This window comes from Roseateles sp. (assembly GCF_039595295.1).
Lineage (GTDB): Bacteria > Pseudomonadota > Gammaproteobacteria > Burkholderiales > Burkholderiaceae_C > Roseateles.
On sequence record NZ_JBCNLU010000008.1, the window covers coordinates 77,175 to 101,637 of the forward strand.

Consider the following 24,463-nt stretch of genomic DNA (forward strand, 5'->3'; position numbering starts at 1 on the left):
CACGCTGGGCTTACCAGCCGTAATAGGACTTCTCGTTGAAGCAGGTGGCGCTCTGCACGTCCTCCGGGGAGGCGCTGGTGACCTTCGCATCCCAGATGTTGGTGGCCGCGGTCACGCGGGTGGCGTTCAGGCCGGAGATCTTCTCGTTGAAGTAGATCGCGTAGGCGTTGTAATAGCTGGCGCGCTGGGGCGGGCCGTTGTGCCACAAGGCCGCGCCGTTGCATTCCAGACCGCCGTTGACGATGTTGATGATGCTGCCGATGCGGAAGGCCATCACCGACTCGTCGCTCGTGTCGCCGGCTGCCACCGGGCCGGTGCCCAGACCTTTGATTTTCGAGCCCGCGCGCAGCTGAGGAAGACCCGGGTCGGTGCCGTCCTTCGAGATGTTGTAGACATCCCCGTACAGCACGTCATGCGACGAGGGCTTCTGACCCTGCGGCGTCATCCAGAACCACACGCCCGACAGGATGGACAGCGCGCCGTTGGAGGCGACGAGATCCGGGCGCTTGAGCAGCGTGTCGCGCTCGGTGATGACGTCGCGCATCATGCCGCTGTCGTACAGCCAGCGCGAGAAGGCGCCGTAGTTGTAGTTCCAGGACAGCTGGATCACGCCGCGGCCGTGGTACGAGCGGCCCCGCACCGGCGGGAAGTCCGTCGAGCCCGAGTCGACATAACCGATCGCGGCGCTGCTGCCGTCCGCGTTGCTCGAGTAGCCGACCTCCTCGACCCAGTACAGCCCGCCCTTCCAGACCTTGGTCGTCTCGCCCGAGCGGTCGGTGTAGTCGCGGATCCACGGGGCGGGGGCGCCGGACCACGAGCCCGAGGTCTCGCGCGAGGACTTGGCCCAGAACACCAGGAACTCCTGGGCCTGCTGCTTGACCGTGCCCTCGTTCAGGAACTGCTTCAGGCCGTTGGCCTTGGCCCAGCCGTTGTACTCCAGCACCGCGCGGCGGAAGGCCGCCAGGGTGAAGGTGTCGGTGGAGCCGTCCGGATTGGCGAAGGGCGCGGTGTTGCGGGTGCCGCCGTCGGTCGCGTACTTGCCGGAACGCAGCGGGAACAGCCAGTCCCAATCCGCATCGGTCACTTGTCGCAGGAACGAGTAGCCCTCGGCCGGCAGGGTGCTGCCGGCGGCGTTCACGGGCGCCTTCACCGGCGAAGCGGGCGCGACACCGGTGATCACTGGCGGTACCACCGGCGTGCCCACCGGCACGGTGGGAATCCTGTCCGCCGGGGAGGGCGGCAGCTTGTCGATGGCGACCGGGTTCTGGCTGGGTTGCGTGGGGACGGGCGTGTCGGGCGTGGACGGGGTGGTGGGGCGCTCGGCCGGCGTCTGCGTGCCGGTCGGGCAGGTGGCCAGCGCTTCCCACGGGGTCTGCCAGTCGTGCTCGACCTGCTGGGTCGGATCGTAGCCCTGAGTCCAGTACTTGGCCTTGAAGCAGCGGACCGCGCCGTTGACATTCACCGACACGACGGAGCCGCCCGTGTAGGCGGTTGCGGCATACCAGGGCGGGGTGATCTCGACGGTGGCGTTGCCGCCGGCGTCGATGATCTTGGCCGCGCCGACCATCTTCCAGGGGCCGTCATTGCTGGTGAAGCTGGGGCGGTCACCCTGCGTCCACCAGGCGCTGACGAAGGTGGCTTCCTTGACCTGGCCGCCGACCGTCGCACGGTAGGTGACGTAGCGACCCATGGTGGAGTAGGCCGTGCTCATCTCCCAGGGTTTGGCGTTGGCGACGGTGTCGCCGACGTTGGACCAGACCGGCGCGGTCAGCAGCATCGCGGATGCCGCGCCCGCCAGCGCCATGCCGACGATGAAGCGCACGGCGCGGTGCATGCGGCTTTCCTTGAACAGCGGTTCACTGGCCATGGAGCACCTCGCCGACCCGGTTGTAGTTCTGCAGGGCTTCCTGATAGGAGCCGGCGCCGCTGGCCGCGTAGACCGACTGGCGCGCCACCGGGATGGTCGGGGCGGTGCGGGCGGGGGAGGGGACGTCCGCCTGCGGCGGGCTGGACGAGGAGCCACCGCCGCCGCAGGCGGTCAGCAGCAGCGCGCCGGCCAGGGCCGGGGCGGCAAAGAAGAAGGCCGACAAGGCCGGCCATCGGGTGTCACGGGAGGAGCTGTGCATGCGCAGGTTCCAAAGAAGCGCTCTCTGAGCGGAAGCCGCGATCTTCGAAACCCGTTGTCATTTCGCCCATCGCACGAACTGCTGCTTGGCGAAGGGGAACCGGCACAAATCAACCAGTCGTGCCCACCTTCTCTGTGTGATCAGGCTAGACCCGCCTTGTCCAGCCCGTACATGCGGTCGTAGGTGCCGGGCACGCCGCGCGTGGCGACGTTGAGGCGATTCCAGGCGTTGATGGTGGCGACCAGATAGGTCAGGTCCGACAGGGCGCGATCGTCGAAGTGCTCGCGCACGCGCTGGTACAGCGCATCGGACACGCCGTCCTCCGGGATGCGTGTCAGCGCCTCGGTCCAGGCCAGCGCGGCGCGCTCGCGCTCGGAGAAAAGCGGCGACTCGCGCCAGATCGCGACGTGATGCAGCCGCAGCGGACGCTCGCCGCCGATGGTGGCCTGCTTGACGTGCATGTCCAGACAGAAGGCGCAGCCGTTGAGCTGCGAGGCGCGGATCTCGACCAGGCACTGCAGCCCGTGCTCGATGCTGCTGTCGCGGTTGGAGGCGGACAGATCGGCCATGGCTTTGAACTGGGCGCCGGAAAGCTGGTCGTGCTTGAAACGAAGGGTCATGAGAGGCTCCGAGAAGGGTTGCGGGAACAAACACAAGACGACTCAGCCTCCGCGCTTGTGACATCGCCAGCCGCCCAGCGGCGAGCGCTCGCGCGGCCCGCGGCCGGCGCCCGTCGGTAAACTGACCCGCGCCCGCCCAAGAAGGCCTTGAACAGACCCTCACGCCGTGACCCCGCCCAGCACTTCCTCGCCGTCCCCGTCCTCCGACAAGCCCAGCATCTTTCGACATCAAGGGGTCGCGGCCTTCCTGATCGCGCGGCTCGCGGCCGTGATCGCTCAGCAGGTGCAGGCGGTGGTGGTGGCCTGGCAGGTCTACGACCTCACGCGCGAGCCGCTGGCCCTGGCCTACGTCGGCCTGGCGCAGTTCATTCCGATGTTGCTCCTGCTGCTGCCGGCGGGCGATCTGATCGACCGCTTCAGCCGCAAGCCCATCCTGGCCGCGAGCTGGGCCGTCAGCGCGGCCTGCAGCCTAGCGCTGTGGTGGCTGTCGGGACACGGCAGCGCGGGCGTGACGGGGATCTATGCAGTGCTGGTGGTGTTCGGATGCTCGCGGGCCTTCTCCGGCCCGGCGCTGCAGAGCCTGCTGCCTCAGATCGTCCCGCGTGAGCAGCTCGCCCAGGCCATCGCCGCCAACAGCATGCTGCTGCGCATCGCCAGCATCGGTGGCCCCTTCCTGGGCGGCCTGCTGTACGGCTTCGGCGGCGCGGGGCTCACCTTCCTGGTCTGCCTGGGCTGCTTCACCGTCGGTACCGCGCTGCTGGTGGCGCGCGTGCCGGTGCGCTTCGCACCGCCGCTGAATCCGGCGGCCGGAAGTATCTGGCAGCGCTTCGGCGCGGGCATCCATTTCATCCGCACCCGCCCCATCATCCTGGGCACGATCTCGCTGGATCTGTTCGCGGTGCTGCTGGGGGGCGTGGTCGCGCTGCTGCCGATCTATGCGCACGAGGTGCTGCATGCCGGGCCCGAGGGCCTGGGCGCGCTGCGCAGCGCGATGGCGGTGGGCGAGGTCGCGGCCGGCTTCTATCTGAGCCTGCGCCCGTTCAACCGGCGCGTGGGCCGGACGATGTTCGCGGCGGTCGCCGTGTTCGGGCTGGCGAATCTGGTCTTCTCGCTGTCGACGACCTTCTGGTTGTCCTTTGCGGCGCTCACCGTGGCCGGCGCGGCCGACATGGTCAGCGTCTACATCCGCGGCGCGCTGGTGCAGTTCTCGACGCCTGACGAGATGCGCGGCCGCGTGAACGCGGTGAACATGCTTTTCATCGGCTCGTCCAACGAGCTCGGCGAGTTCCGCGCCGGCAGCGCCGCCGCGGCGCTGGGCGCGGTGCCCGCGGCCGTGACCGGCGCGCTGTGCACGCTGGGCGTCGTCGCGGGTTGGGCCGCGCTGTTCAAGCCCTTGCGGACCGTGGACCGCTTCGAGGAAGCGACGCCGGCCGTCACGCGCTGATCGCCGTCCTCCCGCAAAAAAGCCGCGCCTCCCCGAGGGTGAAGCGCGGCAACAGGGAGGATCCGGTCTTGTCTCGTCCGATCTGGTCTTAGCTGAGCCAGCGGTCGTCGGCACTCTTCTGCCAAGTGTCGAGCTGCTTGTCGGCCTCATCCTTGGCGATGCCGTAGCGCTCCTGGATCTTGCCGGAGAGCTGATCGCGTTTGCCGGCGATCACGTCCACGTCGTCGTCGGTCAGCTTGCCCCATTGCTCGCGGACCTTGCCCTTGAGCTGCGTCCAATTGCCTTCGATGCGGTCCCAGTTCATGGCGAACTCCTTTCACGCGTCCAACGCGGTTGGGTGTTGATCAATGGCTTCAGTCTATGGAGCCGATCTCGGTCCGCAGGTCGGACGAGCGAGCCAATCCTTGTAGGACGCGGACCCATTCCCAATTCCCAATTCCCATTCCCCAAACCCTTCGCGCCGATGAAGAAAAAGCCGCGGCCGTCAGGACGGCGCACGGCTCGAAAGCTCGCAAGAGCAGGGGAGGAAGCAGAGAAGGAAGCAGAGGAGGAAAGCGGAAGGAGAAGCGGGAAAGCCCGGAGTTAAGAAGCGCGGGGGGCCCGCGTGAATCAATGCGTCATGCGAATCGCCGGCGGGAGGTAATCCTTGCCGACCATGGCCCGCGCGAACAGGTAGTTGTTGCGAGCGCGGGGGGGCAGGCTGTCGAGGTCGACATGTCCCTCCTGGTCGCACGGGAAGGACATGCCTCGGCCGGCGTCGAAGAGCGATTCGAAACGGATCTCGAAGCAGGTCGCTTGGCTTTGCTCGGTGGAAATGTGGAGGAGGCTCATGGTGGTTCTCCTGGTGAGTTCCTTTGCATTGACTATCGGCGGCGGTGGGGCCGGTTCCCATAGGCGCAACTCGGTGCGCCGTGTCGGCGCCGGGTGTCGCTCCGTGTCCGTGGACGTCCTACAGCTTGTGGGTTCAACGGAAGGCCTGATGTCGCGTTGACGCCGCGCTCACGCGCGCGGGGAGCTTTCCAGGACTTCACACAACGCTGCCGACGGTCTCGTCGCGCCACTGTGGGACTGCGCCTACAGTCGCTCGCGGCGGGCGCCGCTACGCCGGGAAACGGGCCGCGGCGAGGATGCCCTCATCGCAACCCCGACCGGGTACTCCCATGAACGACGTGCTGCTGTTGACGACCCTCGCGACCTGCTGCGCGGCCGCCTTGATGGTGAGGATGTGGCAATGGCTGGACGACCAGCGCAGCCCGACCCCGGACGACCGCCAGGAGGACCTGCCATGAGCGCCCGACCCCCACTTCCCCCGACCCATCCCGCCGACGACTCTGCCGTCGTTCCGGAGCAGGAGCGCCTCGCGGTCGACGAGCATCCGTTGAGCCAGTCGGCTTTCGTCTGCGGCGAGGTGACCTACCGGTCCGGCGACGGTCCGTTGATCGAGATTCGCCAGGGTCCGGTGCATGTCGAGGTCAACGAGCACGATGTGACGCTGGGATGGGAGGAAGACGACGCCCGCCTGAGCGCGGTGATTCCGCGCAGCGAATATGCGCGCTTCATCGCCACGGGCGCGATCAAGCCGGTCGTGTCGCATCGCCCTGAAGAACAGAAGGATGCCACGGGCGACAGCCACTGATCCGCAGATTCGTCCCTCGCTGAAACAAGAAGCCGCCCTCGAGGCGGCTTTCTCATGTCGGCTGGAGTTCCTGGAGCCCCGCGCGGGGCTCCGGCTCCGTCGATCACGCCGCGATCACAGCCACGCGACGCCGTAGTAGTCGTAGACCTTGCGGCCATATTCGTCGGTGTACTCGGGGCGATCGGTCTGCGCGTAACGCGGGGCCTTTTCCAGCTGGTCCTCGCGCAAGGGCACGACGTAGCCGTCCAGGCTGGTGTCGTACTTGAGCATGTTCCAGGGGATGGGATAGCGGTCGGTGCCGATGCCCATAAAGCCGCCGAATTCGAGCGCGGCGTAGCGCACGAGACCCGAGCGCTTGTCGATGACCAGGTTGTCGATGGAGCCCAGCTTGTCGCCGTTGCCGTTGTAGACCTTGGTGCCCTCGACGCGGTCCGAGGAAATGGTGGTGCTTGCCATGGAAGTCTCCGGAAGGGTTGGGATAGGCTTGACGAGGCAAGTCGCGTGCCGCGCCCTTCGCCATCGCCGCGGGACTTTCCCTTGCCTCGGCACGCATATCGCCACTCCTGAGACCCGTCCCCGCATGATCAAACTGCCAGCCCCCGTTCAGGAAGCCGTCGAGATCGTCAGCGAGGCCGCGCAAGGCTGGAGCGACGACAACGCGCCCAGCATGGGCGCCGCGCTGGCCTACTACACGCTGTTCTCGATCGCGCCGCTGCTGCTGATCGTGATCGCGGTGGCGGGGCTGGTCTTCGGCGAGCAGGCCGCGCGCGGCGAGGTGATGGAGCAGCTCTCCGGCCTGGTGGGCCTGGAAGGCGCGAAGGCCGTCGAGGACCTGATCAAGCGCGTCAACCGGCCCGACGAGGGCGGCTGGGCGGCGGTCATCGGCACGGTGGTGCTGCTGATCGGCGCGACCTCGGTCTTCGCCGAACTGCAGAACTCGCTGAACCGCATCTGGAAGGCGCCGACCGTGCGATCCGGCCCGTTCTGGCACAGCCTGCTGACGCTCGCGCGCAAGCGGCTGCTGTCGCTGGGACTGATCCTCGGATTGGGCTTCCTGTCGATGGTGTCGATGGTCGCGAGCGCCGCGCTGGCCGCGGCCAGCAAGTGGTGGACGGGCTGGCTGGGCGAGGATTTCGTGCTGCTGGCGCAGATCCTCAACGGCACGCTGGCCTATGCGCTGATCACGGTGATGTTCGCCGTCATCTACAAGTGGGTGCCCGACGTCCCCGTGCGCTGGCGCGACGTGTGGGTGGGCGCGCTGATCACCTCGGCGCTGTTCAGCCTGGGCAAGTCGCTGATCGGGCTCTACATCGGCCGCAGCGGCGTGAGCTCGGCCTACGGCGCGGCGGCCTCGCTGGTGGTCATGATGCTGTGGGTCTACTACTCGACCCAGGTCTTCCTGATGGGTGCCGAGCTGAGCTGGGCCTTCGCCAAGCGCCACAGCCTGCGGGAGCAGGCGGCGCAGACCGCCGAGCACGCGTTGCGCGGCAGCTGAGCGCCATGCCGATGGCGGCGCTGATCTCGGCGCTGATCTCAGCGCTGATCTCGGAGGTATGGCGCTTGCCGACTCGCAGCTGAGCCCGACGGCTTGATCGACGCTCGCGCAGTGCGGCGGCGGCGGTGCGGCGGACTCTCAACACCCATACGGTACCGAAGGAGTCGACATGAATCAGCATGGTCAGCGCGGACGTCGTGAGTCGCAACGCGACGAGTCGCAATGGGAGCCGGGCGGCAGCGAACGCGGATACGGTCCGTCGTCGGGCAGCTATCGCTCGCAGGATCGGTGGCGCGAAGGCGGCCACGAGGGATCAAGCTATCAGGGATCGAGCTTCCAGGCCGATCGCGACGAGTACGGCGGCCAATTCGGCGGCCACTACGGCGCCGATTCGCGCGAGTCGCAGATCGGGGACTACGGCAGCGGCTACGGCAGCAGCTACCAAGGATCGCGCCAGGAGCAAGGGCCGTCACACCAGCAGGGCCAGCGCACGGGGCAGTCGTATCAGGGGGGGCAGGTCAGCCAGGGCGGCTATGGCGGCAGTCAGCGCGGCGCCTACGGCGGCGGCCGGGACTACCGCGACGAGTACCGCCAGGACTATCGCGGCCGAGGTGATCTTCAAAGCCAAGGCGGCTATCGCAGTGGCGCACAGGGCGCGGATTGGAACGAGCGCTATCGCGGCACGAGCACCGGTTACGGCGGCTACGGCGGCTACGGCGGCGGTGCCGAGTACCGCGACCAAGGTCCTCGCCACGAGGGCTGGCGCGAGGATTCCGGTCGCTTCGATCAGGGCGACTATGGCCCGAGTTCGGGCGGCACCGGCGGCCATGGTCACGCGCAGCAGGCGCATCACGATCCCGACTATCACCAGTGGCGTGCCGAGCAGATGCGCAACCTGGATGAGGATTACCGCAGCTGGCGGCAGGACCGCTATCAGAAGTTCTCGGAGGACTTCAACAAGTGGCGGTCCGAGCGTAGTCAGGCTTCGTCCCGCACGCCGGGCGCCCTGGGCGGCGCGCATGGCCAGACCTCGATCGGCACCGGCAGCGGAACCAGCAGCGGCAGCAGCGCGGCCAGCGGTGGCAGCGGTGGCAGCAGCGCGGCCGGCTCCACCGGATCGCTGGGCGGCGAGACCGGTGTGGGCACCGGGTCGTCGACCGGCGGCGGTGCCACGAGCGGCAGCACTTCCGGAAAGTCGAAGTAATCCCACCGCCCGGGCGGGGCGGTGCGTGCGCGTTTTGGCTCAGGCAGGCGCCCTCCGGCATGGCGCTTGCCTCTGAAATCGGATGATCGCCACCTCGCTTGACACCTTGCGCCGCCAGCCCGACCCCACGGGGTCGGGTCTTGACGTCGTTGCGGGCGAGGCCGTTCCGGTCGACGAGGTGCAGGAGCGCCATCGCCGCTGGTGCAACGTGCGCCGCGTGTTGCTGGTGCGGCTGGACGGCGTGGCCGGCGTGCTGGCCTCGACCGCCGCATTCGCGGCCTTGCACGAGACCATGCCTTGGGCGCAGTTGAGCCTGCTCGCGGCGCCGGAAGTGCTGGCGATGCGCCCCCATCTGGAGGGCATCGACGACCTGATGAGCTTCAACGCCCCCTGGACCGCGGACGGCGCGTCGGCGCTGGCCGCCGAGCCGCCGACCATGCGCGGCGATGCCGAGATGCATCTGGTGCGCAAGCTCCGCCGCAGCCATTTCGATGCCGCCATCGTATTCGGCGGCGCTTTGTCGAGTGCCTTGCCGGCGGCCTTGCTGTGCCGGATGGCGGGCATCCCGCTGGTGCTCGCCCATGAGCGGGAACCGGCGCACGGTCTGCTCACCGATGCGCGCGCCGATTCGCTTGCCGCGCACGACGACACCCGGCGCCAGTTGGAGCTGGTCGCCCACATCGGCATGCGGACCGACGATGAACGGCCGCGTTTCCGGATGCAGGCGAAGGACGGACAGATGGCGCGACAGGCGCTGAACGAGGCGGGACTGCGTCTGGGGCAGCGCTACGTGCTGGTCTGTCCGGGCGGGGGCGGCGAGCGTGGCTGTCCGCCGGCGGCATTCGCCGCGGCCGCGGACGTGCTGCTGGACTCCTGGGCCGACGACACGGTCGCGGTGTTCTGCGCCCGGCCGGGCGAGGAGGGCACGCTCATCGCCGCCCGCGCCGCCATGCAGGCGCGCGTTCATGTGTTGCCGGTGGTGCCGGGATTGGGTGAGCTGGCGGCTCTGACCGCCGGCGCGCGTGTTCTGGTGGCGGCGGACGAACTCGCGCTCACGCTGGCCGCGGCGGCCGGCATCCCGGCCGTGCTCCCGGGCGAGGCGCTGCGGCGCGAGCGCGTCGTCGTGCCGTCCTGAGCCGAGGCGGCGCGACCCGTGCGCCGTCCTCCGACATCGCTACCGCCGCCCATTCCCAGAACCGCGGCGCCCCTTCCGCGACCTACACGCTCTTGGCCGCCCCACCGGGAGGTCTTGGTTTCGGAAGAGGACAGACATGCCATTAAACACGTACAACACGTACGGGGCGGCGCCCACTCGCGCCGCAACCCTTGACCCCGACAGTTTTGGCGCCGATCTAAGGAACCACCGAGCGCAGCAAGCCCAGGCGCCTGAGCCGCATCCGCAAGCGGCTCCAGACGGCGCGGATTCACCCCAGGGCGATCCGGCGATGTCTTCCGCGCACTGGTATGCACGCTGCGGGCACGACGCGGCCCGATTCCGGCGCGCTTGGTCGCGGGAGGCGCCGGTCGGGCCCCCACCGTCTTCGACCTGGCAACTCCCTACTCTGACACCTCAAGCACTCGGCGCCACCGTGGGAAACCTTGCGCAACAGGCGGGTCTTTCCCAGCGGAATCTGCTGGCCGGGGCGGCGATCCTCGGGATCGCCATGCTGGCGCGCGGCGGGCTGTCCGAACTCGCGAATGTCGGGTGCTTCATGGGGAGCCAGCTGGGCGCCTCGCTGGCGGACGCCTTGTCAGGAGGACTGTGGAGCGACGTGTACCGCCCCGTTTCCTTCGGCTCGTGCGCGTTCCCGTACGTCGGGCCCTTCGCTCGGGGAATGACCGCTGCGCCGGACCTCTGCGCAAGCTGGATGTCCGGTCCGTGGTCGGGCCCCGTGAACACGCCACACTGGGGTGCGGGATTCGGCTTCGGGCAGCCCGGCGGGTGGGGCGGCGGGTGGGGCGGTTTCAACGGCTGGGCGCCCTGGTAGGTCCGCGAAGCCCTTGCGGCCAGCCGGGCATGTCCCGGAAACCGGTGCGAAATCGTCACCGGACGTAGCACCGGGCATGGTGCTTGCCCTCCTCGCGGACCAACACGATAGGAGGAACCCCATGTACCTGCGCAAGCTCGCCTGGGCTATGCCGCTGGTCCTGGCCGCCGTCTCGGCCCGCGCCGAGACCGCCGGCAGCTTTCTCGAGGGCGCCAAGCTCGCCTCGCTGACCCGCCCGGATACCGCGGCTGCCGCGCAAAGCCCCATGCCTGCTCAGGCCGCGGGCGCCCATGGTGGCGCCGCGGCCCGCTCCGCGGGCACCCCGTCGACCTCGTCCGGGGTGGCAGCCGAGGACACTGCCGACGACACATCCGCGTCGCGGTCCACGTTCGAGATCCGGAATTTCCTGACCCTGGTGGTTGCCCTGGCCCTGGTCGGCTGGATTCAGCGCCGGCGTCGCGATGCGTGATGCGAACGCCCCTGCGGGCGTGCTGCACCGGAATATTTTTCAAATCGATTCGCGCCCGGGGCTGGCAAGCCGCCGGGTTGCTGCAAGAATGGCCCGCGCCCCACAAACAAGGATGTACCGGTGACCCATGCGTTGATCGTCGATGACGATGTCGATTCCGTCGCGACTCTGCAAGAACTGATCGCGAGCGAGAAATTCACCGTCTCGGTGGCCCACACGCTGCGCGACGCGCGCCGGCATATCGCGCTCCAACAGCCCGACGTCGTGCTGCTGGACCTGCAACTGCCCGACGGCAACGGCATGGAGCTGTTCCAGGATCAGCAGCTGGTGGCCAACTCGGAGGTTGTGCTGATCACCGGCCATGCCAGTCTGGACACCTCGATCCAGGCGCTGCGCCTGGGTGCCGCGGACTACCTGGTCAAGCCGATCAACATCAAGCAGCTGCAGGGCGTGCTGTCGCGCGTGATGAAGCCCGCTGCGCTGCAGGCCGAGGTCGCGGATCTCAACGCCAACCTCGCGCACAGCGGCCACTTCGGCCTGCTGTGGGGCCGCACGCCGCCGATGCAGCGCATCTACGACCAGATCTCGCGCGTGGCGGGGACCAGCGTGTCCGTGTTCATCAACGGCGAGAGCGGCACCGGCAAGGAGCTGGTCGCGCAGACCGTGCACGACCTGAGCCGCCGTCGCAAGAAGCCCTTCCTGGCGGTGAACTGCGGCGCGATCTCCCCGAACCTGATCGAGAGCGAGATCTTCGGCCACGAGAAGGGCGCCTTCACCGGCGCGGACAAGCAGCACGAGGGCTTCTTCGAACGCGCCAGCGGGGGCACGCTCTTCCTGGACGAACTGACCGAGATGCCGCTGGAGCTGCAGGTCAAGCTGCTGCGCGTGCTGGAGACCGGTCGCTTCATGCGGGTGGGTTCGACCACGACGCTGGATGCGGACGTGCGGGTGATCGCGGCGTCCAACCGGCCGCTGTTGCAAGCGGTGGCGGCCGGCAAGCTGCGCGAGGACTTGCTGTACCGGCTCAACGTGTTCCCGATCGAGATGCCGCCGCTGCGTGAGCGGCTCGACGACGTGCCGCTGCTGGCGGACCACTTCCTGCGCGGCATCGGCGCGAAGGAAGGCAAGAGCAAGCGCTTCACGGCGAAGGCCTTGGCGCAGCTGCAGACCTATCACTGGCCGGGCAACGTGCGCGAGCTGCGCAACGCGGTGCAGCGCGCCTACGTGATGGCCGCGGCCGACGTCGTCGACGAGCAGTGGCTGCCGCGCGGCGAAGTCGATCCGGCCGCGACCGCAACCGTGGCCGTCGCGCCGATGGCGACCGCGGCCCCGACGTCGACGAACCTGAACGTCGCGCCGACGCCTGCGCCCGCGGTGCCGACGCAGGCGGAGTCCTCGGGCCCGTCGGTGACGATGCCGCTGGGCAGCTCGATGGCGCAGGTGGAGAAGGCCTTCATCCTGGCCACGTTGCAGCATTACAAGCACCACAAGGAACAGACCGCCGCGGTGCTGGGCATCAGCCTCAAGACCCTCTACAACCGCCTCAAGGAGTACGCGGCGGAGGACGCCGCGGCTGCCGACAAGGCCGAGCAGTGATGCGCCGACGCGCTGATGCGCCGACACGCTGATGCGCTAACGCGCTGATGCGCCGACGCGCCGACGCGCCGACGCGCTGATGCGCTGATGCGCTGATGCGCTGATGCGCTGATGCCGCAGCCTGCTCCCTCGCCCGCTTGCGGGAGAGGGCGGGGGAGAGGGTCCCCTGCGGGCCTCGGTGCCTCACCCCTCTGGCACGCCCCCTGCCAGTTGCTGCGCAGGAGGTGCCACATGTCCCTGCGTTGGGTCTCTGACTGCGAACCTGGCCTGCGCCGCAAGCGTGCCGCCAAGGGCTTCCGATACGTCGATGCCGACGGCCGCCCGATCCGCGACCCGGCGACGCTCCAGCGCATCCGCGCCCTGGCGATCCCACCCGCCTACGTCGACGTCTGGATCTGCCCCCGCGACGACGGCCACATCCAGGCTACGGCCCGAGACGCCCGCGGCCGCAAGCAATACCGCTACCACGCCGACTGGATGGCGCTGCGCGGTGAAAACAAGTTCGGCCTGCTGCTCGACTTCGGCCGGCGCCTGCCGGCCCTGCGCCGCGCCGTGCAACGCCGGCTCCGCGAGGGCGGCCTCGATCGCGAGCGCGTGGTGGCGGCCCTGGTGCGACTGCTCGATCGCACCTGGATGCGCATCGGGCACCGCGAGTACGCCCGCAACAACGGCTCCTACGGCTTGAGCTCCCTCCTGAGCCGGCATGTGAAAGTCCGCGGCGACGCACTGCTGCTGCGCTTCACCGGCAAGAGCGGCGTGAAGCACGAGCTGGCGGTCCGTGACGAGCGCGTCGCCGCTCTGGTGCGCCGCTGCCGCGACCTCCCGGGCCAGGAGCTTTTCGGCTACGAGGACGAGGCCGGCGAGGCCCATCGCATCGACGCCTCCGACGTCAACGACTGGCTGGCGCAAACCGGCGGCCCGAGCTGCAGCGCCAAGGTCTTCCGCACCTGGCACGCGAGCGTGCATGCGCTGGATCTGCTGCTGGGTCACGCGCGGGCAGGGACCGCACCGGTCGACGCCGGCAAGGAGACGCTCAAGGCGGTGTCGGGGCGGCTGGGCAACACGGTGGCCGTGTGCCGCAAGGCCTATGTGCATCCGGCGGTGCTGGAATGGGCGCAGTCCGACCGGCTGGCCTCGCTGCCGGATCAGCGCTGGATCGCGGCGCCGCCGGCGCTCACCGGCCTGAGCCTGGCCGAACGCCGGTTGATGGGGCTGCTGAAGACGCAACCCCGGGTTGACATTGCTACGCCCGCGCCGGCGCCCCGGCCAGCGCAGGCGGGGGCAGCGGGTCGCCCGTCAGCCCCACGGGCGCGTCCGCCACATCCGACGCGTCCGGCCTCAGCGGCGCCGACGCCTCCGACAGCGCGCAAGCCGCCGCGTGCGCGGCCAGCAGCTGATCGGTCAGCGACGGCCAGTCGCTGAACACCGCATCTGGCTCGCGCATCGGCGTGCGCCGCCATTGCGTCTCGGCTCCCGTGTCCAGCAGCCAGCCCGCCGCGCCGGCGCGGTGGCCGGCCTCGACGTCGTCCAGCGTGTCGCCGACCATCCAGGATCTGGCCAGATCCAGTCGATGCGCCCGTGCCGTGCGCAACAGCATGCCCGGCGCCGGCTTGCGGCACAGGCAGGCTGGCCGGCCCTGAGCGTCGGGGGCATGCGGACACACGGCCACGTCGTCGACGATCACATCGAATTCATCGCGCAGCCGTTTGACCAGCGCGGTCTGCAGTTGAGCGAACTGGACGCGAGTGAAAGCGCCGCGTGCCAGGCCGCTCTCGTTGGTCACCAGCACCAGTGCCAGTCCAGCCTGCCGCAAGCGGGCCAGCGACTCGCCGGCACCGGGGGCGAAGCGCAGATGCGCCGGATCGGCGGCGGCGGCGGGTGGGGCGTCGGGATGTGGCGGCAGGACCAGCGTGCCGTCCTTGTCGACGAAGAGCGCCGGTCGCAGCGGCGCATGCAGCGCGGCCTCGCGTCGATCGCGGGCCAGACCGAGATCGGCGATCGAGATGGTCCCCAGCGGGGCGTCCAGCCAGCCGCTCATGGGTAGCCTCTGAGACGGCCTCCCCGCCGCGCACGGCCCGCGTTCATCGCATCCAGCCCGCGCCGGCCTGCCCCGCCTGATGCGAGGCCGCCGAGAGACCGTGACGTGAACGGGCGGCCATGCCCGACTTGTCGTCGCGGCGTGCGCCGCCATGCGCCGGATCGATCGTCGCGCCGCCGAGCTCTCCGGTAGGCAGCAGGTGCGGCCTGGGTGGCAGCAGTTGAGCGAGTCGGTCCAGCGTGCGGCGCACATCCAGCGGCTTGGCCCACAGTTCCATGAAGCCGGCCGCCAGCGCGTCGAAGTCCGAATCGGCGGTCACCGCGATGGCGGGCACCTGCGACCAGCCGCTGCGCATGCGCAGCAGCTTCAACAGATCGGAGCCATGGCAATCGGGGAGGTTCAGGTCCACCAGCAGCAGCGCCGGTTGCAGCTTGGCGCTCATGCGCCAGGCGGGCATGCCGGCCTCGGCGACATGCAGGCGCAGGTCGCGGCGTTGCTCGAACATCGCCTCCATCACGATCACATTGAGGGGGCTGTCTTCGATGTACAGCACCGAGGTGAGACCGTCGTTCATCGATTCGCTCCTTCCCTGTTCATTTCAGTTCGTCGCGAAAGAGGGCAAACGCCGTGCCCAGCTGACCCCCATGCCTTGGGGGCATTCGGATACCGCGGTGTTACCGGCGAATGGCTGCCGCGTCAACGTGGGCGACATCTTGACCCGCCGCCGCGAAGGGCGATCCCGAGGGTCGTTCGTCGATATCGGCGCGGCACAGCAGGGCATGAGGGGTGCCCGGCCAAAAGAGGGGACAGGCATGAGGCTTGCCTTCGAGCGGGTATTCCTCTGAAGGAGCGACCATGGCCACCCGACTCCGTTCCGATGCCCCGAGTCCCGAGGACCGCCCCGACGATGCCGCCGCGGATCCGGTGCTGGGCGGCAAGCGGTCGACCAGTTTCGGCGTCTACAAGCCGGTCGATCACCTGGTGATCAGTTTTCCGGCTTCGCCCGAAGCGGGACAGGCTGCCGCCGCGATCGCCGCCGCAGGGGTGGATCCGTCCGACATCCACACCCTGGACGACCAGGACATGCTCGCGCAGGTGGAGCACGATCTGGCCCAGGCCAGTCCGCTGGCGGCGATCGGACAGGAGATCAATCTGCTGCGCAGCCATGGCGAGCTGGCGCGACGCGGCTATCACTTCCTGGTGGTGAAGGCGCGCGACGACAACCAGGCCCGCGAGATCGCCGAGATCGCGCGTCGCAATCACGCCGAGCGGGCTCAGTACTACGGCCACTTCATCATCGAGGAGATGCTGGAGCCCGAGGGCGGCCGGCCACAGGTGGCCGAATCGCCGCAGCGCGGGCTGGACGCCCATCCCAAGCCGCCGCTCCCGCGCTGAGCCGGCGCCGCGACCAGGGTACGCGGCTTGCCATTCACGGAGTCACCACTTTGCATCCGCCTACGGGCGACACGAAAGGATTTCCGCCATGAGCACTACGCCCAACAACGAGAAGAGCGACAAGGCCGTCCCGTTCACGACGGCCGAGGAAGCCGCCAAGACCACGGCGGCTGGCGCAGCGTCGGTCGCCAACGGCACCGGCCCGTCGAGCACTGCCGCCGTGGACCTGGTCAACCGCGTCGCCGACAAGGCACACGCGACCATCGACCGTCTGGCGACGACCGCCGCGCCGGCCGCGCAGCAATTGCAGAAAAGCCTGGAGGACACGAACGATCTGCTGCATCAGCGTGCCGACCGCTTGCGCGCCACCGGCAACGAGTGGTGCGACGGGCTGCGCTCCAACGTGCGCGAGCATCCGCTGATGGCGATCGGCACCGCGCTGGCGGTGGGCATGCTGATCGCGCGCCTGACGCGCTGAGCCCGGCGTGTCCATGAGCGACAGCGCCGTTCCGCCGTCTTCGTCCGCCATTCCAGGACCCCCAGGCTCTCCCGGCTCTCCCGGCTCCGGGGACTCTTCCTCACCGTCAGGGACTCCGCCACGCGCATCGGGCAGCCCTGGGGCGGCCGGTGGCGCGCGGGCCGGGTCCGAGGCTGACGTCGGCTGGCTGGGCGACCTTCAAGGGATCGCCCGTTCCGCGCGCGGCATGGTGTCCGGCCGGCTGTCGCTGCTGGCGTTGGAGTTGCGACGCGCCCAGCACGGGCTGGTCAGCCTGGTCATCCTGGGCGTGGTCGCCGCGATCGCCGGCGCCACGGCCTGGATCGCGCTTTGGGCCCTGATCGCCGCGCTGGCGGTGCACCTGCTGGGGCTGAGTTGGCCCTGGGCCTTCGCCGGCGTGCTGGCATTCAACCTGCTGGTGCTGCTGTGGGTCGTCGCGGCGATGAAAGCGCTGACGCCGCTGCTGTCGCTGCCGGCCTCGCGACGCCAGTTCCATTGGCTGTTCCACGATCCCAATGATCCGACGGATGCGGCCGACCCTTTCGATCCCTACGATCCGGCCGCCTCGACGGATCCTCGCCCGGAGCTCCGCGACCATGGCCGCCACCCCACCTCGCCCTGATCCGCGCCGGATCCCCGACGTCTCCGACCGCGCCCTGGCGCAGCGGCCGGAAACCATGGACGACCTGGCGCTGCGCATCGAGATGGCCGAGCTTCGCGTCGTGCGGCGGGATCTGGAGTTCCGGCTTCACGTCGACTCGCTTCGGCAGCGCGGCAAGGCCGTGCTGGTGCCCAGCCGATGGCTTTTGCCGGCGCTGGGCACTGGCGCGAGCTGGCTGTTCTGGCGGGTGGTGCGGCGTCGGCCCAAGGGGCGAGGGCGCGAGCAGGCGGAGCGGCATGGCGCCGATCGGCACGGGCATCGCGCCGGACGCGAGCGTCACGCCGCCGGGGGACTGCACGCGCATGGCGACGATGCGGGATCGCAGCGGGACACCGCGAGTGCCGCGCACGGTGCGGCCGCGGGTCATCTTCAGCTGCTGACGATGTTGTGGGGGCTGTTGCCCTTGAGCCTGCGCGGGCGTGTGCATCCCGAGATCGCGCAGATGCTGCTGGGCGTCATTGCGGGCTACCTGCAGGGGCGCAAGGAACAGCGCGCCGAATCCCGCGCTTCGGAGGGGAGCGCGCCGGAGCGGTGATCCGGCGCGGTGGCCGCCGCGCGCCTCGGGCGCCGGCGGCCTTGACCGATCACGCCTCGGCGTTGCGCGCCTGGTCGCGCAGCAGCTTGATCTGGTCGTGGTTGCGCAGCGCGCCGGCGAGCTGGCGCTGCACCACCTCCAGCACGCCGCTCGGCAGGTCCTTCTGCGCCGCCTTGCGGTAGCGGGCCACGGCGGCGTCCTCGCCGCGCTCGCATTCCTCGAGCATCGCCTTGTCGCTGTAGCCGGTCAGCGTGCCCTTGACGGCGACCCAGCCCCGGTGCATCGCGCCGGTGGTCGAGCCCTCGTCCTCCGGCGTGCCGCCGTGCTGCCGCACCAGCTGCTGCAATTCCGCGCTGGCTTGACGGCAGTCGGCGGCGCGCTGCGCGAAGACCTCGCGCAGGCTGGCGCTCTTGACGTGCTCGGCACAGCTGAGGAAGCCGTATTCGCCGTCCTTGCTGGTCTCGATCAGGGTGTTGAGCTCGTTGATCACGTCCTTGCTGTCCATGGTCGTCCTTTCGGGGGGAGTGGAGATGCTTGGGTTCAGCAATGGCCGTACCTGCCGAATGGACGCCCTCGACCCCTCGTGACTTTCGTTCATTGCCCCCGATCCCCGTGAAAGGGACGATGCGCACCTGGCGGCGATCCACGCCGCGACCGCGGTGAGGCGATTCGATGTCACGACCAGAAGGCAATTCCCGTCCGGCCAAGCCGGGCCCCGGACCGGCGGCGTCCGGCGACGACCCCACGCTGGATCCTGACGCGACCCGCATCGTCCCCGCGCCGCTGGCCTCCGGCGCCGCGCCGCTGGAGCGCATGCCCCCGATCACCGCCGCCAATCGCGCCGTGCCGCCGGCCCCGCCCGCGGGCACCGGCAGCAGTCCCGCGCCCGGCAGCAGTCCCGCGCCCGGCAGCAGTCCCGCGCCCGGCAGCGTCTTCGTCCACGACGACGGCCCCGAGACCGTGCAACAGGAACGGGACATCAGCTTCATCGACCCGACCTTCCCGGACACCTTCTCCATCCGCTCCGGCCGCAAACCCGCCGACATTCCCGTCGACAACGACCACACCGTGATCGCGCCGGCCAGCCTGCTGATGCCGCGCGATGCGAGCGCCGCTCCACCCCTCACCGGCTCGACGCCGACCGCTCCGGCCGTGCCGACGCCCGCCGCCCCGTTCGACGCGGACGGCAACGAGACCGTCATCGTGCCCGCTGCCAAGCTGCTGGCCGCGGCGCAGCAGTCCGCGACCAAGCCCGCCGCCGCTTCCGAAGCGCGCCCGACTTCAGCCTCGCCCGAGCCGGCCAACCCCGCCGACTCCGAATTTCAGGCCTCCGAGTTCGCCGAGACCGTGCTCGATCCCGACGCCGTGGCGGCGGTGGCCGCGCTGCGCGCCCAAGCCGAGCCGGAGCCCGCGCGCCGTCCCTCCACCGGCACGCTGCCCGGCGGCTCGCTCGCCGCGAGCCGTCCCGTCAGCGCCGACGCGCCGATGCGTCAGGTCGGCCGCTACCAGATCCTGGACCGCATCGGCCGAGGCGGCATGGCCAGCGTGTTCAAGGCGCACGATCCCGGCATCGGCCGCGATGTCGCCATCAAGTTCCTGCACGCCTCGCTGTGCGAGGACGAGGAGTACCGCTCCCGCTTCCTGCGCGAGGCGCGCGCCTCGGGCGGCCTGTCTCACCCCAACATCGTCACCGTGCACGACGTGGGCGAGATCGACGGCCGGCCCTACATGGCGATGGAACTGCTGGACGGGGAGCCGCTGGCCGACATCCTCGAGCCCGGCCAGCCACTGCCGATCCGCGACACCGTGGTGATGGCCATCCAGCTCGCGCGGGCGCTGGACTACGCGCACAAGCGCGGCATCGTCCACCGCGACATCAAGCCGGGCAACATCGCCCGCGTGCGCGGCACGCTGGACATCAAGGTGATGGACTTCGGCATCGCGCACATGGAGTCGACGAAAGGGGAGCAGCGCACCCGCGTCGGCGACGTGCTGGGCACGCCGCAATACATGTCGCCCGAGCAGATGAACGGCGAGAAGATCGACGGCCGCGCCGATCTGTTCTCCGCGGGCATCGTCATGTACCAGATGCTCACCGGCCAGCGGCCCTTCAGCGGCGACAGCGTGGTGAGCCTGGCGCTGAAGATCGCGAAGGAGGACCCGACTCCGCTGAACAAGCTGCGGCCGGGCATTCCGGCCTCGCTGCGGCGCGTGGTCGACCGCTGTCTGGCCAAGGCGCCGGAGCACCGCTTCCAGACCGGCACCGAGCTGGCCGAGGCGCTGATCAAGGTGCTCAACGAGATCGACGAGGAGGCGCGGGTCAAGGGCGGTCCCAAGCTGATTCCGCTGCGGGTGAAGTGGGCCGCGATGATGGCCGGCATCGTCGCCGTGGTGATGGCGGTGACGGGATCGCTGATCGTGCAGCGCCAGAACGAGGCGTTGATGCAGCAGGTGGCCGACTACGGCTCCGCGCTGGCCCGCTTCATCGCGGCGCAGAACGCGACGGCGGCGTTGGGCGAGGACTGGGTGTCGGTCGACGTGTCGCTGCAGGAGATCATGAAGACGCGAGACTTCTCCAGCGTCACCGTGATCGACCGGGCGGGCGTGGTCGCCGCGTCCAGCCAGACCGACGCGGTCGGCAAGCCCTACACGGCGCCGAGCGCCGAGGCGCTGGGGGAGCAGGGCGGCATCAAGCGCACCCGTTATCACGTCGGCGAGTCGGCGGTGCTGGGCTTCGAGACGCCCATCACCTTCCAGGACAAGCAGGTCGGCCGCGTCGCGCTGGGCTTGCCGGAGCGGCCGCTGGAGAGCGTGGCAAGGCTGTCGCGCACGCTGATGGCGGTGCTGGCGGTGGTGACCGTGCTGGCGGTGGCGATCGCGATGTTCTTCGTCGCCAACTGGTTCTCGCGCCCGATCAAGCTGGTGGTGGAGGCGCTGGACGAGATCGGCCGCGGCCGCGTCGACTTCCGCATCCGCGAGCAGCGCAAGGATGAATTCGGGCTGCTCTATGCCGCCTTCGATCGGATGGCTCAGGCGTTGCAGGACCGGCAGGCGCTGGCGGCCTCGGCGGCCAAGGCCGAGGCGCCGGTGACCGTCGGTCCGGCGCCGGCCGCCGAGGTCGATGCAGCCGTCGCGGCGGGGGCGGCGGATGACACCTCGCCGCCCGCGCGCCCCAATGACGCGGAGGTCAAGCCGACGTGATGTCTCGTAAAGGATTTCTGTTTATGACTGGGTTGAATGCCGCTTGCCTTGACCCCGGAAGACCCTCTCCCCAACCCTCTCCCGCAAGCGGGCGAGGGGGCCGGGAGGCCGGGTGGCTCAGCATCGGAAGACCCTCTCCCCAACCCTCTCCCGCAAGCGGGCGAGGGAGTCGGGAGGCTCGTGGTCTTCCCATGGGCGCGGTGCCGTCTTACTCCCTCTCCCGCCGTGCGGGAGAGGGCGGGGGAGAGGGTCTTCCGCGCGCCGCCACCGCCCTCGCCCTCTGCGCCGCGCTCATCCTGACCGGCTGCGTCACTCCCACCACGCCCCCCACGCCGCCGGTCGTGTCGCCGACGGCCACCGCCCCCGCCACGACCGCCACCGGCGAAGTCATCGCCAAGAGCGACCGCCTGATCCTCTACGTCCCCGTCCCCGGCGAATCCCTGCGCGGCATCGCCGGCCGGCTGCTCGGCAGCGAGGACCGCGACTGGCAGATCGCGCAGGCCAACGGCGGCTCGACCAAGGCGGAGCCCGGCCAGCCGCTGATCGTCCCGCTCAAGCCCCTGAACCCGCTGGGCGTGCACGCCACGAGCTACCAGACCGTCCCCATCCTCTGCTACCACCGCCTGGGCACGACCGGCGGCAAGATGGCCGTCTCCCCGGCCAACTTCGCGGCGCAGATGGAATGGCTGGTCCGCAACGACTACCGCGTCCTGCGCCTGGCCCAGCTGGCCGGCTTTCTCGAAGGCAAGGAGCCGCTCCCGCCCCGCTCGGTCGTGGTCACCTTCGACGACGGCTACGAGTCCGTCTACCGCCACGCCTTCCCGGTCCTGCGCAAGCTGGGCCTGCCGGCGACCCTGTTCGTCTACACCGATTTCGTCGGCGCGGGCGACGCGGTCAGTTGGTCGCAGCTGGCGGAGATGCAGGCCTCGGGGCTGATGGACGTCCAGTCCCATTCCAAGTCGCACCGCAACCTGATCGAGCGCAGCCCCGGCGAGAACGACGCCCGCTACCTGCGCAACCTGGACCAGGAGACCGCCGGCCCGCGCGATCTGATCGAGCAGAAGCTGGCCGGCCAGCAGGTGCGCCAGTACGCCTATCCCTACGGCGACGCCAACGAGCAGGTGCTGGAGGCGCTGACGCGCCAGAAGTACACGCTGGCGGTGACCGTCAACCCTGGCGGCAACGCCTTCTTCGCGCAGCCGCTGATGCTGCGCCGGACCATGATCTTCGGCGACCACGACATCGAGGCCTTCAAGGCCCGGCTGCAGACCAGCCGACCCATCGGGAAGACGCCATGAGGGCGGCGCTGGTCGTGCTCGGGGCGGCGGCCTTGCTGGCTGCTTGCGCGGGAGGGACGGGGGCGATGCGGGGACCTGACGGTTCGGTCGTCGGTGCTGGCTCGGCGTCGCCGTTCGAGGTGGCGCAGATGCAGCGCGCGCAGGAGCAGGTGAAGGAAGGGCAGTTGGCCGAGGCCGCCTGGACCTGGGAAGCGCTGACCGTGCTGCGGCCGGAGAACGCGAACTATCGCGAGAGCTTGGCGGCGACGCGGCAGCTGATCGACAGCGGCGTGGCGGAGCGGACGGAGAAGGCCAAGGCGGCGCACAAGCGCGGCGACCTGGAGGGCGCGACCTCGGGCTACTTGTCCGTGCTGGCGCTGCAGCCCGACAACGAGGCAGCCGCCGAGGCGCTGCGCGGCATCGAGAAGGATCGCAATCGCAAGAGCTATCTGGGGACGCCGTCGCGGGTCACGCTAAGAAGGGCGGCGACGCCCGCGCCGAAGGCTCCCCCCAAGGGTGCGGTCGCGCAACCGGCGCCGGATCGCAATGAGCTGGAGCACATCGCGATGCTGGCCGCGCAGGGGGAGGTGGATGAGCCGATCCGGTTGTTGGAGAAGCGGGCGCCGCAGGATCGGAACGATCCGTCGGCGAAGCGGCTGCTGGCGGATCTGTATGTGAGAAAGGCGGAGAAGCTGTCGGCGACGGACAGACCTGCGGCGATCGGGTGGCTGCAGAAGTGCTTGCGGGTGGACCCGAAGCATGCGCGGGCGACGGCCTTGATGCGGCAGTGGATCGACGACACCGCCGCAAGGACCGCCGCGCCGGCGCCGGCGGCGACCGCCGGGAACAAGGCGGACAAGAAGTGAGCGCGAAAGTGTCCGCGGCGGACGGTTACACCACCGACTGGGCGGGCCGCTGGCCTGACTTGGCCCCGCGCTCAAGGAACTCTGTCGGACCCACGTGGCGGTCAAACCTATATTCCTCCATGCATCGAATCTCCGGCAGCCGCCAAGCCTCGATGCCGATGCGCTCGATCTCCGAAAGATCGATGCCTTGTTCGTGCGCCACTTGCGCCACGGTCTTGCTGCCCAATCTGACGTCGTCACCTGTGGGGCCCGCCATGGCGTGGCGCATGAGCGCCAACCGATACGTCGTGGATTGAATGCCATGACGTTGCGCCACGTCGGCCACGCGCTTGCCCGCGTCCGCGTCTTCGGCGGCCACTCCCTTGCAAGCGCAGCGCTCGAGCTCCAGGCGACTCTCATCGCTGTCGATGCCATGTCGCTGCGCGATCACGTCAACGTGCTCTCCGTGGGCGGCAGCTTCCCCGGCGACTCCATCGACAGCAGCCTGCTCTAGGCATCCTCGAGACGCGTCGAGCAGGTCGCCTCCTTCGAAGAATTGATCCACAGCCGTGTCGATGGGTTTGCCCTCATAGACAGCGCGACACGCTTGTACCAAGCGTGATGCGTAGAGCGAGGGATCCGGCAGGTTGCGGTAAAGGGTCAGCGAAGTGGATGGAAGCGGCAGGCGGACGTCAGAGAGTCCATAGCGTTTTTCGAGCACGTCTGTGTCTTCGCCCGCGTCGATCTCTGCCTGAATGGGCCCGAGGCTGAAAGCGAGCCGCGTCAATCTGTCGGTGTCCCTGTTGAAGCAATTCGCGATGACATCGACCGGCTTTCCGTCAATGACGGCGTTCTCAGGTGAGCCGAAACGCGCCAGGATTTTCAACTGATCGAGCAGTGGTCCTTGCAACCCGAAGGGGCCTTCGAGGATCGCCTCCGCCGCCTGCTTGCGTTCCGCCTCGCGCAGCCGATTCAGACGTGCGCACAGCGCTTCAAGCGGCTGCTTCCGGTCGTCGGGGTGAAGACCTCGGATCGTCGGCAGGAGACTCAGGAAGGCCTGCAGTCCCGACCGCCATGAGAACCGCTCAATGTCCTGTGAGAGTGTCCTTTTCATCAGCTCGATCTTCTGTCGTTCAGAGGCGACGGCGTTGCCCATGCGCTTGTTGACGCATGCCAGGGCCCGCAACGATCCCAGGGGCAAGTGCTGGGCTATCTCGTTCAGCATTTCGTTCGGCAGATCGTTCAATCCGCAGACTTGGCTGGCCGCCGTCTCGCCGGAAGGCGGCGCTTCGTCATCGATGGCGTATGGGGACGTGAGTTCGGGTCGTGTGGCGTAGAGGGGCGTCGGCATGATGACTTTCATCGAGGTCCTGTGCCTTTGCGACAGCCGAACGACAGTCATCCAGGCACGGGGGCGCTTGGTATTTCGGGATGAAT

26 protein-coding genes and 1 pseudogene are annotated in these 24,463 nt (G+C 69.2%); 17 read left to right on the top strand and 10 right to left on the bottom strand.

The window, feature by feature from the left end; translation table 11 throughout:
• Window positions 1-10: 10 nt before the first annotated feature.
• The 3 genes from ABDW59_RS08410 to ABDW59_RS08420 all read right to left on the bottom strand — a co-directional run bounded on the left by ABDW59_RS08410 (window position 11) and on the right by ABDW59_RS08420 (window position 2,695).
• Window positions 11-1,867, bottom strand: coding sequence for a glycoside hydrolase family 19 protein (locus ABDW59_RS08410; protein ID WP_343629208.1), 1,857 nt, complete (start codon window positions 1,865-1,867; stop codon window positions 11-13).
• A complete protein-coding gene (locus tag ABDW59_RS08415; protein WP_343629210.1) occupies window positions 1,857-2,126 on the bottom strand; it encodes a hypothetical protein in 270 nt (89 codons plus the stop codon). Before ABDW59_RS08415 ends, ABDW59_RS08410 begins: the two co-directional genes overlap by 11 nt.
• A gap of 140 nt (window positions 2,127-2,266) precedes the next feature.
• Window positions 2,267-2,695 carry a carboxymuconolactone decarboxylase family protein gene (locus tag ABDW59_RS08420; RefSeq protein ID WP_343629332.1) on the bottom strand — a complete coding sequence of 143 codons (429 nt, stop codon included), beginning with the start codon at window positions 2,693-2,695 and terminating at the stop codon, window positions 2,267-2,269.
• 268 nt (window positions 2,696-2,963) lie between these two features.
• Here ABDW59_RS08420 and ABDW59_RS08425 point away from each other — a divergent pair, with 268 nt between their 5' ends.
• On the top strand, window positions 2,964-4,190 hold the full coding sequence (locus ABDW59_RS08425) for an MFS transporter (protein WP_343629333.1): 1,227 nt from the start codon (window positions 2,964-2,966) through the stop codon (window positions 4,188-4,190).
• An 88-nt stretch (window positions 4,191-4,278) separates the two neighbouring features.
• On the opposite strand, the gene ABDW59_RS08430 is transcribed toward ABDW59_RS08425, so the two are convergent.
• Both ABDW59_RS08430 and ABDW59_RS08435 read right to left on the bottom strand, forming a co-directional pair.
• A complete protein-coding gene (locus tag ABDW59_RS08430; RefSeq protein WP_343629211.1) occupies window positions 4,279-4,494 on the bottom strand; it encodes a CsbD family protein in 216 nt (71 codons plus the stop codon).
• A gap of 305 nt (window positions 4,495-4,799) precedes the next feature.
• Window positions 4,800-5,021 carry a hypothetical protein gene (locus ABDW59_RS08435; RefSeq protein WP_343629212.1) on the bottom strand — a complete coding sequence of 74 codons (222 nt, stop codon included), beginning with the start codon at window positions 5,019-5,021 and terminating at the stop codon, window positions 4,800-4,802.
• A gap of 329 nt (window positions 5,022-5,350) precedes the next feature.
• Between ABDW59_RS08435 and ABDW59_RS08440 the strand changes: the two genes are divergently transcribed.
• A complete protein-coding gene (locus ABDW59_RS08440; protein WP_343629213.1) occupies window positions 5,351-5,479 on the top strand; it encodes a hypothetical protein in 129 nt (42 codons plus the stop codon).
• Window positions 5,476-5,826, top strand: coding sequence for a hypothetical protein (locus tag ABDW59_RS08445; RefSeq protein ID WP_343629214.1), 351 nt, complete (start codon window positions 5,476-5,478; stop codon window positions 5,824-5,826). The genes ABDW59_RS08440 and ABDW59_RS08445 overlap by 4 nt, the downstream gene beginning before the upstream one ends.
• Before the next feature lie 114 nt (window positions 5,827-5,940).
• Here ABDW59_RS08445 and ABDW59_RS08450 read toward each other — a convergent pair whose 3' ends face one another.
• Window positions 5,941-6,282 carry a PRC-barrel domain-containing protein gene (locus tag ABDW59_RS08450; RefSeq protein ID WP_343629216.1) on the bottom strand — a complete coding sequence of 114 codons (342 nt, stop codon included), beginning with the start codon at window positions 6,280-6,282 and terminating at the stop codon, window positions 5,941-5,943.
• Between the two features lie 124 nt (window positions 6,283-6,406).
• On the opposite strand from ABDW59_RS08450, the gene ABDW59_RS08455 reads away from it, so the two are divergent.
• From ABDW59_RS08455 to ABDW59_RS08480, 6 genes are all read left to right on the top strand, one after another.
• Window positions 6,407-7,321, top strand: coding sequence for a YihY/virulence factor BrkB family protein (locus ABDW59_RS08455; RefSeq protein ID WP_343629218.1), 915 nt, complete (start codon window positions 6,407-6,409; stop codon window positions 7,319-7,321).
• 169 nt (window positions 7,322-7,490) lie between these two features.
• Complete coding sequence (locus ABDW59_RS08460) at window positions 7,491-8,525, top strand: hypothetical protein (protein WP_343629219.1); 1,035 nt, start codon at window positions 7,491-7,493, stop codon at window positions 8,523-8,525.
• Between the two features lie 82 nt (window positions 8,526-8,607).
• The gene (locus tag ABDW59_RS08465) at window positions 8,608-9,660 is read left to right on the top strand and encodes a glycosyltransferase family 9 protein (protein ID WP_343629221.1); all 1,053 of its coding nucleotides are present in this window, start codon (window positions 8,608-8,610) and stop codon (window positions 9,658-9,660) included.
• 974 nt (window positions 9,661-10,634) lie between these two features.
• Window positions 10,635-10,982: a hypothetical protein gene (locus ABDW59_RS08470; protein WP_343629223.1), complete on the top strand. Its 348-nt coding sequence runs from the start codon at window positions 10,635-10,637 to the stop codon at window positions 10,980-10,982.
• 120 nt (window positions 10,983-11,102) lie between these two features.
• The gene (locus tag ABDW59_RS08475; RefSeq protein ID WP_343629225.1) at window positions 11,103-12,578 is read left to right on the top strand and encodes a sigma-54 dependent transcriptional regulator; all 1,476 of its coding nucleotides are present in this window, start codon (window positions 11,103-11,105) and stop codon (window positions 12,576-12,578) included.
• 231 nt (window positions 12,579-12,809) lie between these two features.
• Window positions 12,810-14,000: a DNA topoisomerase IB gene (locus tag ABDW59_RS08480; RefSeq protein WP_343629226.1), complete on the top strand. Its 1,191-nt coding sequence runs from the start codon at window positions 12,810-12,812 to the stop codon at window positions 13,998-14,000.
• Window positions 14,001-14,052: 52 nt separating this feature from the next.
• Here the strand turns inward: ABDW59_RS08480 and ABDW59_RS08485 are convergent.
• Window positions 14,053-14,769: pseudogene (locus tag ABDW59_RS08485) on the bottom strand (HAD-IIIA family hydrolase); the annotation flags it as partial.
• Window positions 14,660-15,190 carry a response regulator gene (locus ABDW59_RS08490; RefSeq protein ID WP_343629228.1) on the bottom strand — a complete coding sequence of 177 codons (531 nt, stop codon included), beginning with the start codon at window positions 15,188-15,190 and terminating at the stop codon, window positions 14,660-14,662. The gene ABDW59_RS08490 and the pseudogene ABDW59_RS08485, both read right to left, overlap by 110 nt.
• Here ABDW59_RS08490 and ABDW59_RS08495 point away from each other — a divergent pair.
• From ABDW59_RS08495 to ABDW59_RS08515, 5 genes are all read left to right on the top strand, one after another.
• The gene (locus ABDW59_RS08495; RefSeq protein WP_343629229.1) at window positions 15,159-15,461 is read left to right on the top strand and encodes a hypothetical protein; all 303 of its coding nucleotides are present in this window, start codon (window positions 15,159-15,161) and stop codon (window positions 15,459-15,461) included. The two genes, ABDW59_RS08490 and ABDW59_RS08495, sit on opposite strands and share 32 nt — an antisense overlap.
• 10 nt (window positions 15,462-15,471) lie before the next feature.
• Window positions 15,472-16,011: a hypothetical protein gene (locus tag ABDW59_RS08500; protein WP_343629231.1), complete on the top strand. Its 540-nt coding sequence runs from the start codon at window positions 15,472-15,474 to the stop codon at window positions 16,009-16,011.
• A gap of 88 nt (window positions 16,012-16,099) precedes the next feature.
• Complete coding sequence (locus tag ABDW59_RS08505) at window positions 16,100-16,489, top strand: hypothetical protein (RefSeq protein ID WP_343629232.1); 390 nt, start codon at window positions 16,100-16,102, stop codon at window positions 16,487-16,489.
• Window positions 16,490-16,715: 226 nt separating this feature from the next.
• A complete protein-coding gene (locus tag ABDW59_RS08510) occupies window positions 16,716-17,129 on the top strand; it encodes a hypothetical protein (RefSeq protein WP_343629233.1) in 414 nt (137 codons plus the stop codon).
• A complete protein-coding gene (locus ABDW59_RS08515) occupies window positions 17,104-17,703 on the top strand; it encodes a hypothetical protein (protein ID WP_343629234.1) in 600 nt (199 codons plus the stop codon). Before ABDW59_RS08510 ends, ABDW59_RS08515 begins: the two co-directional genes overlap by 26 nt.
• A 49-nt stretch (window positions 17,704-17,752) precedes the next feature.
• Here ABDW59_RS08515 and ABDW59_RS08520 read toward each other — a convergent pair whose 3' ends face one another.
• A complete protein-coding gene (locus ABDW59_RS08520) occupies window positions 17,753-18,208 on the bottom strand; it encodes a PA2169 family four-helix-bundle protein (RefSeq protein WP_343629235.1) in 456 nt (151 codons plus the stop codon).
• 167 nt (window positions 18,209-18,375) lie between these two features.
• Here ABDW59_RS08520 and ABDW59_RS08525 point away from each other — a divergent pair, with 167 nt between their 5' ends.
• The 3 genes from ABDW59_RS08525 (at window position 18,376) to ABDW59_RS08535 (ending at window position 23,047) form a co-directional block, all read left to right on the top strand.
• Window positions 18,376-20,904 (top strand): protein kinase, encoded by a 2,529-nt coding sequence (locus ABDW59_RS08525; RefSeq protein WP_343629236.1) that lies wholly within the window; start codon window positions 18,376-18,378, stop codon window positions 20,902-20,904.
• Window positions 20,905-21,104: 200 nt separating this feature from the next.
• Entirely contained in the window at window positions 21,105-22,202 is a 1,098-nt protein-coding gene (locus tag ABDW59_RS08530; RefSeq protein WP_343629238.1) for a polysaccharide deacetylase family protein, read from the top strand.
• Window positions 22,199-23,047 (top strand): hypothetical protein, encoded by an 849-nt coding sequence (locus tag ABDW59_RS08535; protein ID WP_343629239.1) that lies wholly within the window; start codon window positions 22,199-22,201, stop codon window positions 23,045-23,047. Before ABDW59_RS08530 ends, ABDW59_RS08535 begins: the two co-directional genes overlap by 4 nt.
• A gap of 25 nt (window positions 23,048-23,072) precedes the next feature.
• Here the strand turns inward: ABDW59_RS08535 and ABDW59_RS08540 are convergent, their stop codons facing one another.
• Window positions 23,073-24,389, bottom strand: coding sequence for an F-box protein (locus tag ABDW59_RS08540; RefSeq protein WP_343629241.1), 1,317 nt, complete (start codon window positions 24,387-24,389; stop codon window positions 23,073-23,075).
• Window positions 24,390-24,463 lie beyond the last annotated feature (74 nt).